Raw genomic sequence first — 13,416 nt, 5'->3', positions numbered from 1 at the left:
GTCTTCATAAAATGATTCAGCAAAAAGGCCGGGTTTTCACCCGGCCTTTTCAATTGGTTATACATGTTTTCTCAGACTTCGTCATTGCCCGAGAGCAGGATGCCGATCAGCGAGAGCACCGCTGCGCCGGCGAGGTAGTAGCCGACATAGACAAGGCCGTAATTGGTCGCGAGCGATGTGGCAATGTAGGGTGCCAGGGACGCACCGACGATCCCGCCGAGATTGAAGGTCATCGAAGCGCCTGTATAGCGCACCGTGGTCGGGAAGGGTGCCGCCAGCGCCGCACCGATGGGGCCATAGGTAAAGCCCATCAGGGCAAGACCGATGATCGAGCAGGCGAAGGCACCGGCAAGGCCAGCCGTCAGCAGCGACGAGTAGAACAGGCCGAAGATGAGGATGCCGATCGTCGTCAGGATGAGGACGAGGCGGCGGGAATAGCGGTCGGACAGGAGGCCAGAGACCGGGATCATCAGGCCAAAGAAGACGACGCCGACGAGCTGAACGACCAGGAACTGGCCCTGCGAGTAGCCGAGGCCGGCCGGAAGCGGGCCGTTGCCTGGTGGGCGGGTGCCCCAGCTCAGTGTGAATGCCGTCATCAAATAGAACAGCACGAAGGTCGCCACCGCGATGATGGTGCCGAGGATCAGGCTGCGGAAGTGCGAACGGAAGATGACCGCGATCGGAACGGAAACGCGCTCTTCCTTCTCGATGGCACGCTGGAACTCCGGTGTTTCGGTGATCTTCAGGCGGACATAAAGACCGACTGCTACCAACACGATGCTGATCAGGAAGGGAACGCGCCAGCCATAGTTGAGGAAGTCCGCATCGGCCATGGTTTCCCGCAGGATGAGGAAAAGGCCGGCCGACAGAATGAAGCCGATAGGGGCGCCGAGTTGCGGGAACATGGCGTACCAGCTGCGCTTGCCCTCCGGTGCGTTTTCCGTCGCAAGCAAGACGGCGCCGCCCCATTCGCCGCCAAGGCCAAGGCCCTGGCCGAGGCGGCAAAGCGCCAGCAGAATCGGTGCGAGAACGCCAATCGACTCGTAGGTCGGCAGCATGCCGATCACGACGGTCGAGAGGCCCATGGTCATCAGAGCCGCGACCAGTGTCGCCTTGCGGCCGATTCGATCGCCGAAATGGCCGAAGATCATCGCGCCGATCGGGCGCGCGAAGAAGGCGATGGAAAAGGTCGCGAAGGACTGCAGGGTGGCGGACGTCGGGTCGCTTGCCGGGAAAAACAGCTTCGGGAAGACGATAACCGCCGCCGTTGCATAAACATAGAAATCGAAAAATTCGATCGTTGTGCCGATAAGGCTCGCGATCAGAACACGTGCCGGGGAATTCGCAACAGCATTGTTCGATGACGAGGGGGTCGGCGATAAAGGAGATATCGCGTCAGTCATGTTCCCACCATTTCAGAGGATGCTAAGGCGCGCTTAGCGGATAAAAATTGTCCTTAGCGTAATTTTTGTTCAACGCAAACGTTAACTGCGCAAGAAATCAGCGGTTGCGTGCTACTATTTTGACGTAATTGTTGATTCGTGAGCAATCAGTCGGGCGTTTGTTATTGGAGAGGCGTGCTCCGGCTAGTCCTTACCGGAATCTTTTTCACCAATGGCCGATTCTCGCTTGGATTGCGGGCTGAGGAGAAGGGTTTCATGCAGAAAAAACTCATCGCTGAGTTTCTTGGGACGTTTTGGCTCGTTTTCGGCGGCTGCGGTAGTGCGATCTTCGCAGCAGCCTTTCCGAGCCTCGGTATTGGTTTTCTAGGCGTTGCCTTTGCGTTCGGTCTGACTGTGCTGACCATGGCTTTTGCCGTCGGCGGCATATCAGGAGGGCACTTCAATCCGGCCGTTTCGGTCGGCCTGACGGTGGCTGGCCGCTTTCCCGGCGGGCAGCTCGTTCCCTATATTATAGCGCAGGTCATCGGCGCCGTTGTCGCGGCGGCCGTGCTCTATCTGATCGCAAGCGGCAAGGCCGATTTCCAGCTCGGCGGGTTCGCGGCGAATGGCTATGGAGAACATTCTCCCGGCGGCTATTCCATGGTGTCGGCATTGGTGGCCGAAATCGTGCTGACGCTGTTCTTCCTGGTCGTGATTCTGGGTTCGACGAGCAGCAAGGTGCCGGCCGGCTTCGCGCCGATCGCCATCGGCTTGGCGCTGACGCTAATTCATCTGATCTCGATTCCGATCACCAATACGTCGGTCAATCCGGCCCGCTCGACGGGGCAGGCCATATTCGTCGGCGGTTGGGCTCTGCAGCAGCTTTGGCTGTTTTGGGTCGCACCCATTGTCGGCGGAGCGTTGGGCGGACTCGTCTGGAAGCTGGTCGACGACAGCGAGTGATTTCAGCCTCATTTAAAAGCCTTGAGCCCCGCATCGGTCCCTCGATGCGGGGCTCATTGTTTAAAAAAATCTAAATGTAGCGATTTCAAAAGTAGCAACTCCATGATTCCAATGGCAGAATTCTTTAAGTCGGTTTGATTCGAACCATTCGGTCATCGCCAGGACGGCGGAAAGTTAACGAAAGTAAACGCTTCATTAACCTTAATGTCGTTCTAATCGACCTATTGAAAGCGGGGCGAGAATCGCGGTTAGGCGAGGCCCTGCAAACGCAAAGTTAGAGACCGTGGAGTCGGGGGTATTGATGGGTGGCAAGCATGTGGCTGTCCTTTTGGGCGGATTTTCCTCGGAGAGGCCGGTCAGCCTTTCCTCAGGAAAGGCATGCGCCGATGCCCTTGAAGCGGAAGGCTTTCAGGTTACCCGTGTCGATGTCGATCATGACGTTGCCAGTCGGTTAACTGAGTTGAAGCCCGATGTGGTTTTCAATGCATTGCATGGCCCTTTCGGTGAAGACGGTACCATTCAGGGCATTCTGGAATATCTGCAGATTCCCTATACGCATTCCGGCGTGCTTGCCTCAGCGCTTGCGATGGATAAGTCGCGCGCGAAGACTGTCGCCGCTGCTGCGGGTGTCCCGGTCGCGAGTTCGATCGTCATGGATCGTTTCGCCATTGTTGGCGAACACCCGATGAAGCCGCCCTATGTCGTTAAGCCTGTGCGCGAAGGTTCGAGCTTCGGTGTCGTTATCGTCAAGGAAGATCAGGCGCATCCGCCGCAGATTGTTACTTCTGCCGAATGGCGTTATGGCGATGAGGTTCTGGTCGAGCGTTATATTTACGGGCGCGAACTGACCTGCGGCGTCATGGACGGCAAGGTTCTCGGCGTGACTGAAATCGTGCCGCTCGGCCACAGCTTCTATGATTATGACGCCAAGTACGCCAAGGGTGGGTCAAAACATGTCTTGCCGGCGGAAATTTCACCGAATCTTTACCAAAAGATACAAACATTATCGTTAAGGGCGCATGAAGCTATCGGCTGCCGCGGCGTTAGTCGATCTGACTTCCGTTTTGACGATCGCTTTTCCGAAGAGGGCGAACTTGTCTGGTTGGAGATCAACACCCAGCCCGGCATGACTCCTACCTCCCTGGTGCCTGAAATGGCTGCTCATGCCGGCTACTCTTTTGGTGAATTTCTCCGGTGGATGGTGGAGGACGCGTCTTGTTTGCGCTGACGGTCAAAAATATGAGGCGGTCCCGTCATCGCGTCCCGCTCGCCATCGACGAGGTTGAGGACGCATTTGTCCTCCCGCGTCCGCTGCGTCGTGCCGTTCGCTTCCTGGTAAGTCTCGGTTCGGGTCGCATTAACATCCCTGCTCACACGGGAACTGTCTCGACCCTCGTTCTCCTCGCGGCGACTGGCCTTTATGGCATGTCCGTTGGCGGTCACACTCAGGTTGTCGCTGAAGCGACGACCTCTGCTGCCGGCTTTGCTATCGAAGATGTGAAGGTCTCCGGCAACGACGAGACCTCCGAAATCGAGATCCTGCAGCTGCTCGGTCTTGATGGTACGACCTCGCTCGTCGCTCTTAATGCCGATGCGGCCCGCCTGAAGATTGCGAATCTGCCGTGGGTTCAGGACGTCGAGGTTCGTAAGGTCTATCCGAAGGCCGTCGAAGTGAAGCTCAAGGAGCGCAAGGCTTATGCCATCTGGCAGCACGGTTCGGAGCTTTCGCTGATCGAGAAGGATGGCAGCGTGATTGCGCCGCTGCGCGACAACAAGTTTGCAAAGCTGCCGCTCTTCGTCGGTCGTGATGCCGAAACCGCAGCCGCCTCCATCGACGACCAGTTTGCGAAGTGGCCCGAAATTCGCAGTCATGTGAAGGCTTTCGTGCGGGTCGCCGGTCGCCGCTGGGATCTCTATCTGGACAATGGCGTGATCATCAAATTGCCGGAAGACAATATCGATGGCGCGCTGGCGCGGCTGACCAAGCTCGACAAGGATCAAAATCTTTTGCAGCGCGATATCGCTGCCGTCGATCTCCGGATCGATGACCGTACCGCCATTGAATTAACTCCGGATGCCGCAGTTCGTCGCCAGGCCGCAGTCGATGCAAGAAACAAGGCTTTGAAGAAAGCAGGTCAGGATACATGAGCTTATTTGGTTCGTCCCATTTCGGCCTGCCTCGGTTGAAGCCGCTCTCTTCGAAGCGGTCGCATATCGTCTCGGTCCTTGACATCGGCTCGACGAAGGTCGTCTGCATGATCGGTCGGCTGACGCCGCGCGAGGAGAGCCAGGTTCTCCCGAACCGCACGCACAACATCGAGATCATCGGTATTGGTCATCAGCGTTCGCGGGGCATTAAGACTGGCGTGATCGCCGATCTCGACGCCTTGGAAGGTGTCGTCCGGCTTGCCGTCGATGCCGCCGAGCGCATGGCCGGCCTCACGGTTGACAGCCTGATCGTCAATGTTTCGGCTGGCCGTCTCGGCAGCGATATCTACACCGCGACCATCGATCTCGGCGGTCAGGAAGTCGAAGCCAACGATCTCAAGAAGGTTCTGGCTGCAGCCTGCCAGCAGTCGATCCGCCAGGAGCGCGCCGTGCTGCATTCGCTGGCGACGGGCTATTCCCTTGACGGCGAGCGCGGCATTCGCGATCCGCTGGCCATGTTCGGCGACGCTCTTGGCGTCGACATGCATGTGGTGACAGCCGAGCGCGCGGCGCTTCGCAACCTCGAGCTCTGCATCAATCGCGCGCATCTCTCGGTCGAAGGCATGGTGGCAACACCCTACGCCAGCGGTCTTGCAGCCCTCGTCGACGATGAAGTCGAACTCGGCTGCGCTGCGATCGACATGGGCGGCGGTACGACGACGATCTCGGTCTTCGCCGAGGGTAAGCTGGTGCATACAGACGCCGTCAGCCTTGGCGGCCATCATGTCACCACCGATCTTGCCCGCGGCCTTTCCACCCGCATCGAGGATGCGGAGCGCTTGAAGGTCGTCCATGCTTCGGCGCTCGCGAATTCTTCGGAAGAGCGTGAACTGATTTCCATCCCGCCGATCGGCGAAGACGAGCGTGACCAGCCGACACAGGTGCCGAAGGCGCTGGTGTCGCGCATCGTCAAGGCTCGCATCGAGGAAACCCTCGAGCTCATTCGCGATCGCATCCAGCGTTCGGGCTTCAGCCCGATCGTCGGCAAGCGCGTCGTCCTGACGGGCGGCGCGAGCCAGCTGACCGGTTTGCCCGATGTGGCACGCCGTGTTCTTGCCCGCAATGTCCGCATCGGTCGTCCGATGGGCGTGTCTGGCTTGCCGACGGCAGCCAAGGGTCCGGCTTTTTCGACCGCGGTCGGTCTGATGATCTATCCGCAGGTCGCAGACATGGAAACACATGCGCCGAGCAGCGGTCTGCTCTCGTCGTTTGGAGGCAATAACAGCCGGATCGGCCGCGTCGGCCAATGGCTGAAAGAGAGTTTTTGAGTGCCTGATCCCGGAAATCCATTCCGGGGCAAGCGTCAGGCAAGTGAAATCGAGTGAATTGGCCGGCGTGGCGATGCGGCCATAAAGAGAAGGAACGGGTACAATGACTATCAAGCTGCATAAGCCAGATATCACCGAGCTTAAGCCGCGAATCACCGTGTTCGGTGTTGGTGGCGGTGGCGGCAATGCCGTCAACAACATGATCACGGCAGGCTTGCAGGGCGTCGATTTCGTCGTCGCCAACACGGATGCTCAGGCACTGACCATGACGAAGGCGGAGCGGATCATTCAGCTCGGCGTCAATGTCACGGAAGGTCTCGGCGCCGGCTCGCAGCCGGAAGTCGGCCGTGCAGCTGCAGAAGAATGCATCGATGAAATCATCGATCACCTGAACGGCACGCATATGTGCTTCGTCACCGCCGGCATGGGCGGCGGTACGGGCACGGGTGCCGCTCCCGTTGTCGCACAGGCCGCTCGCAACAAAGGCATCCTGACCGTCGGCGTCGTCACCAAGCCGTTCCACTTCGAAGGCGGCCGCCGCATGCGTCTCGCCGAGCAGGGCATCCAGGAACTGCAGAAGTCGGTCGACACGCTGATCGTCATTCCGAACCAGAATCTGTTTCGCATCGCCAACGACAAGACGACTTTCGCCGACGCGTTCTCGATGGCCGACCAGGTTCTCTATTCGGGCGTTGCTTGCATCACCGACCTGATGGTGAAGGAAGGTCTCATCAACCTCGACTTCGCCGACGTCCGTTCGGTCATGCGCGAAATGGGCCGCGCCATGATGGGTACCGGCGAGGCTTCTGGCCAGGGCCGTGCAATGCAGGCTGCTGAAGCTGCGATTGCCAACCCGCTGCTCGACGAAACCTCGATGAAGGGCGCACAGGGCCTGCTGATCTCGATCACGGGCGGTCGCGATCTCACCTTGTTCGAAGTCGACGAAGCCGCAACCCGCATCCGCGAAGAAGTCGATCCCGACGCCAACATCATCCTCGGCGCCACCTTCGACGAATCGCTTGAAGGCATCATCCGCGTTTCTGTCGTCGCAACCGGTATCGATCGCGCGATGAACGAGGCGTCCGACAGGGGCATGGAATTCCGCCCGGCCGCAAAGCCTGCTATGCGTCCTTCCGCGGCCGCCGCTCCGGCAGCGGCCGCAGTTCAGCCTGCCCACGTCTCGCAGGCCCAAACCGCACAGGCCGCCGCTCCGGCTCCTCGTACCGTGGATCCGGTCGCTCAGACCATTCGTGCGGCAGAAGCCGATCTGGAGCGCGAACTGGAATTCCAGATGAGCCGGCAGGCTCAGGCACCGCAGCAGCCGGTCATGCAGCAGGCCGCAGCGCCGGACGATAACTTCCGTCCGCAGAGCCGCATCTTCGCAGCTGCTCCGGAGCCTCAGCCGGTCCGTCAGGCCCCGGTTCAGCCACAGCCGCAGGCGCCGATCATGCATCAGCAGCCGGTCATCCGTCAGGCTCCCGAGCAGGTCCGCATGCCGAAGGTTGAGGATTTCCCGCCGGTCGTTAAGGCTGAAATGGAACATCGCGCCCAGCCGGCCGCTGCCCAGGCGACCGAGGAGCGCGGCCCGATGGGGCTGCTGAAGCGAATCACCAATTCGCTCGGCCGCCGCGAAGAAGATCCGGCTTTCGACGACATGATGGCTTCGACGAACAATGCCGCTCCGCAGCAGCGTCGTGCGCCGTCGCAGGAAGCAAGCCTCTACGCTCCGCGTCGCGGCAATCTTGACGATCATGGCCGCCCGGTCCCGCAGGCGCGCATGGCAAGCCATGAGGACGATCAGCTCGAGATTCCGGCCTTCCTGCGCCGGCAGTCGAACTGACTCGCAACAGGCAGCCCTTTAATAGGTTGCTAACCATATGGAGGAAATCCGGGGCCGAAAGGCTCCGGATTTTCTTATTTTATAACCATTGTCTTATTTAAAATTATCCAATGAATTCAATTGGCTGCTTTCGTAACAAAACGAAAGAAACAGTGATTTGGAATGCGGTGTCTCGACGCGTATGTAGATATCAAGCAAGCCCGCTGAATCACATTCGAAGACGAATGTATGTGAGGTGCGTGGCATAATTAACAGACTGAACCGGCAATAAAGGGTAAGCGTCCGAAGATGACCGCCCAGCCTGGATCAGACAGACGAAGGCAGAATTACATGGCAATCGGATTGCTTGGTTTTCAGACCACCATTGCAAACCCTGTGACACTTTCCGGTATTGGCGTTCATTCCGGTGCCAATGTGTCGATCACTTTCTATCCCGCCGAAGCCGGTACCGGTGTCGTTTTCCAGCGCCTGCACGACAATGGCGATGTGACCGAACTTCGCGCCGTTTCCTCCCAAGTCGGCAATACGGATCTCTGCACGGTTCTCGGTTTTTCCTCGGCGCGCTCCGTCGCGACGGTCGAGCACGTCATGGCTGCGATCTATGCGATCGGCCTCGATAACGTCGTCGTCGAGGTATCCGGCGCGGAAATGCCGATCATGGACGGCAGCTCCTATCCCTTCATCGAGGCGATCGAGCAGGCGGGTATCGTCTCGCTCGGTGTCAAGCGTCGCTACATCCGCGTCATCAAGCCGGTGCGGATTGAAGCTGGCGGTTCCTGGTGCGAGTTCCGTCCCTATGACGGCACGCGCTTCGAAGTTGAGATCGATTTCGAATGCCCGCTGATCGGCCGCCAGAAGTGGCAGGGCGATCTAACGGCCGAAACCTTCAAGACGGAACTATCGCGCGCCCGTACCTTCGGCTTCATGCGCGATGTCGAACGCCTCTGGGCATCGGGTCATGCGCTGGGTTCGTCGCTCGAAAACTCAGTCGTCATTTCCGATGACAATACTGTTATCAACGTCGAGGGCCTGCGCTACGCCAAGGACGAATTCGTTCGTCACAAGACGCTGGACGCCGTCGGCGATCTGGCGCTGGCTGGCGCACAATTCATCGGCTGCTACCGCTCTTACCGTGGCGGCCATCGCATGAACGCGAATGCCCTGAAGGCATTGCTCAGCGATTCCAGCGCCTATGAGGTCGTCGAAACTTCGGCTCCGCGCCAGCGCGCTCACAGCCGCGAATTCGTGCCGGTTAACGCGCCAGAGTTCGCTCCCTGGTCGGCATAACGCTGCGGAATTTGAATAAGACAAGCTGCCGCTCCGATAAGGGGCGGCTCTTTTTTTGACAGGCGAATCAGGCGGTTTACCGTCGGCCTTCGCAAGACGGACAGCGTGCGCGGGCCGATATGAGAATTCCCTGTTAAAACAGGCATTAAAGGCTGCGGATATGCGGTCTTTGCCACAAAAATGCGTTAATGCACCATCAATGCGTTGCCCTGATGGTGTTTTTGCGGCTAGAAACGCCAGCGAGAGAGAACGCCGTCTCCGCAACGACGGTTATGGGACAGTCATCCGATGGGTTTTGCAAGGTCTGAACGCATGAATATCACAGCACGGGCTTTGCTCGTATCGTTCCTTCTGGCCGGTACCGGTGCGGTGGTGACAGGGTGTAACACGAAGAAGGATATCGACATCACCAAGCTTGGTGTCGAGACCGATCCGCCGGAGATGCTCTACAATCAGGGCCTTGCCAACATCAAAGCTGGCAACATGACGGAGGCCGGCAAGAAGTTCGATGCCATCAATCAGCAACAGCCTTTCTCCGAATGGGCGCGCAAGGCATTAGTGATGAGCACCTTCGTGAAATACCGCACAGGCCGGTATGACGACGCGGTGCAGACCGGTAATACCTATCTCAAGCAATATCCCGGCTCGGAAGATGCCGACTACGTGCAATATCTGGTCGGCTCGTCCTATGCCAAGCAGATCGTGGACGTGACGCAGGACCAGCGTGCTGCACAGCAGACGATCGAGGCGATGACCAAGCTCGTCAACACCTATCCGAAGTCGCAATATGTCAGCGACGCTCAGGAAAAGATCCGCTTTGCCAAGGACCAGCTTGCCGGCAAGGAAATGCAGGTCGGCCGTTATTATCTGGAGCGCAAGGATTATCTGGCTGCTATTTCCCGCTTCCGTGTGGTGGTGGAGCAGTATCCGACGACGAACCAGATCGAAGAAGCGCTGGCGCGACTCGTCGAAGCCTATTATGCAATGGGTATTGTTCCGGAAGCCCAGACAGCCGCCGCGGTTCTCGGTCACAACTATCCGGACAGCCGCTGGTATAAGGATTCCTATCAGCTGCTGCAGAAGGGTGGCGTTGAGCCGAGCGAAAATTCGGGCTCCTGGATTTCCAGGGCGGGCAAGAAACTTCTTCTTGGGACGTGAGATTGAGCGCAGATGCTGATCCAGCTTTCGATCCGCGATATCGTTTTGATCGAGCGGCTGGATCTTGCCTTCGAGTCCGGGCTTTCGGTTTTGACCGGCGAGACGGGTGCGGGCAAATCCATCCTGCTTGACAGCCTGTCGCTGGCCCTGGGCGGGCGTGGCGATGGCGGGCTGGTGCGCCATGGCGAAGAGCGCGGCCAGGTGACCGCTGTATTCGATGTCGGCACGCAGCATCCGGCCCGCAAGCTCCTGCGCGAAAACGGCATCGATGATGACGGCGATTTGATTTTCCGCCGCGTTCAATCCGCCGATGGCCGCACCAAAGCCTTTGTCAACGATCAGGCCCTCAGCGTTCAGCTCATGCGCCAGATCGGGCAGCTTCTCGTCGAAATTCATGGTCAGCACGATGACCGCGCGCTCGTCGACACGGATGCGCACCGCATCTTGCTCGATGCTTTCGCTGGTCTCGCTGATGAGGCACAGGAAGTCGGCAGGCTTTACAAGATCTGGCGCGATACCGATCGCACGTTAAGGAAGCACAGAGAGCAGGTGGAGCGGGCTGCCCGCGAGGCCGACTATCTTCGCGCCTCTGTCGAGGAACTGGGGAAGCTCTCGCCGCAAGATGGCGAGGAGGACGAGCTTGCCGAGACGCGCTCGCGGATGATGAAGGCCGAGCGCATTGCCGGCGATATTGCCGAGGCTTCGGAATTTCTCAACGGCAATGCATCGCCCGTGCCGCATATCGCCTCGCTGGTGCGCCGGCTGGAGCGCAAGAGTCATGAGGCGCCGGGCCTTCTGGAAGATACCGTCGCATTGCTGGACGCCGCTCTCGATCAGCTTTCCAACGCGCAGATGGAGGTTGAAGCCGCGCTGCGTAAGACGGAATACGATCCGCGCGAACTGGAGCGGGTCGAAGAGCGTCTCTTCGCGTTGCGGGGCGCCTCGCGTAAATACTCCGTGCCGGTAACGGAATTGCCGGCCCTGGCCGCACGCATGATTTCGGATCTCGCCGATCTTGATGCCGGCGAAGAGCGGCTAGCGCGTCTTGCTGCCGAGCTTTCCTCCGCCAAGGCAGATTATGACGTTGCAGCGCGCAGCCTGTCGGAGAAGCGCCGGCACGCAGGCGAGGCGCTTGCCGCGGCCGTCATGGCCGAATTGCCGGCCCTGAAGCTCGAGCGTGCGCGTTTCATGGTGGAAATATCAAGCGATCCCGAAGCCGGAACGGCCGATGGGATCGATGTCGTCGAATTCCACGTTCAGACCAACCCCGGTACGCGTCCAGGCCCGATCACCAAGGTTGCTTCCGGAGGCGAGCTGTCGCGCTTTCTCTTGGCATTGAAGGTTGCGCTCGCCGATCGCGGCTCGGCGCCGACCCTCGTATTCGATGAAATTGACACCGGCGTCGGCGGTGCGGTAGCGGATGCGATCGGCCAGCGGCTGAAGCGTCTGTCCGATCGCGTGCAGGTGCTGTCGGTTACTCATGCACCGCAGGTCGCCGCTCGTGCTGCAACGCATCTGCTGATCTCCAAGGGACCGGTTGCGGACGGCTCGGAAAAGATTTCCACGCGCGTTGCTACCATGGAGCCGAAGGATCGCACCGAGGAAATCGCCCGCATGCTCGCGGGCGCTTCTGTGACCGAAGAGGCGAGAGCGGCCGCCAAACGCTTGCTGGCCGGCAACGGCTGATCTCGCGACTGTCCATGGAGCAGATATCGGCGACGATCTGCCACGGACATCTCGCTCGGTCTTTCGGCAGTCCTGCGTCACATATCCTTCATCGTCTCCGGCTAGGCAGGCTAGAATCCGGAGACCGTCAATGCACTCGACCGCACAGCCAAATCGCCCCAAAATCGCGGAAACCGTTATCCACCCGACGGCGAATATAAGAGATTCGCGGGTGGGCATGTGCTGCGAGATTTTGGAAGACACGTCTCTGCACACGGTCGAACTTGGGGATTTCTCCTATCTCGGGCCGCGCTGCATCGTCGGTGATTCAACGATTGGAAAATTCTGCGCCATTGCGGCAGAAGTCAGAATCGGCGCTCCCAATCATCCGATGGACCGCCCGTCCATGCATCGCTTCACCTATTGTCCGGAATATTACTCGGTGGACGCCGTGCGGGATCATGCGTTTTTCGATCGGCGCAAGCAGGATCGCGCTATTATTGGCAACGATGTCTGGATTGGTCACGGCGTGATCGTTCTGCCAGGCGTAAAGGTGGGAGACGGTGCCGTGCTTGCAGCAGGTGCGGTCGTCACCAAAGATGTCGAACCCTATACTATTGTCGGCGGTATTCCCGCCAAATTTATTCGAGAGCGGTTTACGCGAACCGTCGCAAAGAGGCTTGCGTCCATCGCCTGGTGGGATTGGCCTTTCGAAACCATCATGGCGCGGCTTGCCGATTTTCAGACAAGCGACATTGAGGCCTTTTGCGAGCGCTGGTCTTGATCTGCTCCTAAAGACGGACGGTCAGCGTTTGCCAGTGATCTTACGAAATCGGACCGTAGGCTGTGAACGAGTTCGGCCGATGCGCGAACTTCTGCGCGACATGCATCAGAGCCGGCACTTAGGATCGATCATATCCTCCGCGGACCCGCGGGATTTGTGTGCTTTGTTTATTCTCGCCAGAACATAGAAACCATGCTGCCCGTCAGGCAATACGGCGCCAAAGACGCCGACCACCACGTTTTCCATATTTGAACGGGCGCCATCGATGCCATCCGCGACGAGCTGCAGGGGGTTCAAATTCGAGAGGTCATCGGCCATGTGGAAACTTGCCCACCAGCCGGCTCGGGTCTTCAGGTCCGTAAACCGGCCGCTTTCAATCTCCGTCACATGAGCCTTCAAGAGCGCCCTGAAGCGAGGTGTCTCGCACCCCATATGAATGTGAAGCCGATCTTGCGTGCGCCAGCTGGCGGCGTTTATCGCCAGAGCAAAATTCTGCCTCGAAGCCTTCGCTGCACGCGGATCGATTGCCGATAACTCTTTCCACGCTTCCTCAAAATAGTTCGGCGCTCCCGTGGTCAGAAGGCGAGGGTCCTCAATACCGGGAACGTCGGCGAGGGGCGCAAGAATGGTTCGTTCTTTGTCAGCCGGTTCGCGAAGGACAACATAGGATGACAGCGGATCCGGCGACTCCACTATCTTGAGGCACGGATATGGCGACCCCGTCAGGGTGGAGTTGATCTCACAAGCTCTAACGACCAGCCCCAAGGCAGAGCGGCTGACGAACGAGCTCATAATCAACACTGCACCGATGAGAGAAATGGAGAGAACGGCAAGACGATACTTCATGCGTGATTTCGAATT

The 13,416-nt window shown here is 58.9% G+C and carries 11 protein-coding genes; 9 read left to right on the top strand and 2 right to left on the bottom strand.

The features are described from left to right. Window positions 1-71: 71 nt before the first annotated feature. Complete coding sequence (locus FHT85_RS02160; protein WP_112398973.1) at window positions 72-1,403, bottom strand: MFS transporter; 1,332 nt, start codon at window positions 1,401-1,403, stop codon at window positions 72-74. A 255-nt stretch (window positions 1,404-1,658) separates the two neighbouring features. Between FHT85_RS02160 and aqpZ the strand changes: the two genes are divergently transcribed. From aqpZ to FHT85_RS02115, 9 genes are all read left to right on the top strand, one after another. Beyond that, on the top strand, window positions 1,659-2,345 hold the full coding sequence (aqpZ, locus tag FHT85_RS02155) for an aquaporin Z (protein WP_015340348.1): 687 nt from the start codon (window positions 1,659-1,661) through the stop codon (window positions 2,343-2,345). A 301-nt stretch (window positions 2,346-2,646) separates the two neighbouring features. Beyond that, window positions 2,647-3,573: a D-alanine--D-alanine ligase gene (locus FHT85_RS02150; protein ID WP_112411687.1), complete on the top strand. Its 927-nt coding sequence runs from the start codon at window positions 2,647-2,649 to the stop codon at window positions 3,571-3,573. Beyond that, window positions 3,561-4,493 (top strand): cell division protein FtsQ/DivIB, encoded by a 933-nt coding sequence (locus tag FHT85_RS02145; protein WP_112411688.1) that lies wholly within the window; start codon window positions 3,561-3,563, stop codon window positions 4,491-4,493. Before FHT85_RS02150 ends, FHT85_RS02145 begins: the two co-directional genes overlap by 13 nt. Then, window positions 4,490-5,821 carry a cell division protein FtsA gene (gene ftsA / locus FHT85_RS02140; protein WP_069612528.1) on the top strand — a complete coding sequence of 444 codons (1,332 nt, stop codon included), beginning with the start codon at window positions 4,490-4,492 and terminating at the stop codon, window positions 5,819-5,821. The genes FHT85_RS02145 and ftsA overlap by 4 nt, the downstream gene beginning before the upstream one ends. Window positions 5,822-5,924: 103 nt before the next feature. Further along, a complete protein-coding gene (gene ftsZ, locus FHT85_RS02135; protein ID WP_112411689.1) occupies window positions 5,925-7,661 on the top strand; it encodes a cell division protein FtsZ in 1,737 nt (578 codons plus the stop codon). A gap of 330 nt (window positions 7,662-7,991) precedes the next feature. Then, entirely contained in the window at window positions 7,992-8,948 is a 957-nt protein-coding gene (gene lpxC, locus FHT85_RS02130; RefSeq protein WP_112411690.1) for a UDP-3-O-acyl-N-acetylglucosamine deacetylase, read from the top strand. Between the two features lie 288 nt (window positions 8,949-9,236). Further along, on the top strand, window positions 9,237-10,106 hold the full coding sequence (locus tag FHT85_RS02125; RefSeq protein ID WP_183709668.1) for an outer membrane protein assembly factor BamD: 870 nt from the start codon (window positions 9,237-9,239) through the stop codon (window positions 10,104-10,106). Window positions 10,107-10,118: 12 nt separating this feature from the next. Continuing rightward, entirely contained in the window at window positions 10,119-11,792 is a 1,674-nt protein-coding gene (gene recN, locus FHT85_RS02120) for a DNA repair protein RecN (RefSeq protein ID WP_112411691.1), read from the top strand. Window positions 11,793-11,922: 130 nt separating this feature from the next. Further along, window positions 11,923-12,555, top strand: a complete 633-nt coding sequence (locus tag FHT85_RS02115; protein ID WP_112411692.1) for a DapH/DapD/GlmU-related protein — start codon at window positions 11,923-11,925, stop codon at window positions 12,553-12,555. Window positions 12,556-12,660: 105 nt separating this feature from the next. Here the strand turns inward: FHT85_RS02115 and FHT85_RS02110 are convergent, their stop codons facing one another. Further along, window positions 12,661-13,401: a CDP-diacylglycerol diphosphatase gene (locus FHT85_RS02110; RefSeq protein WP_112411693.1), complete on the bottom strand. Its 741-nt coding sequence runs from the start codon at window positions 13,399-13,401 to the stop codon at window positions 12,661-12,663. Between the last annotated feature and the right edge of the window lie 15 nt (window positions 13,402-13,416).

Source organism: Rhizobium sp. BK312, assembly GCF_014193605.1.
Lineage (GTDB): Bacteria > Pseudomonadota > Alphaproteobacteria > Rhizobiales > Rhizobiaceae > Rhizobium.
Note: the sequence above shows the minus strand (reverse complement) of the source record. Positions and strands in the feature narration are given on the sequence as shown.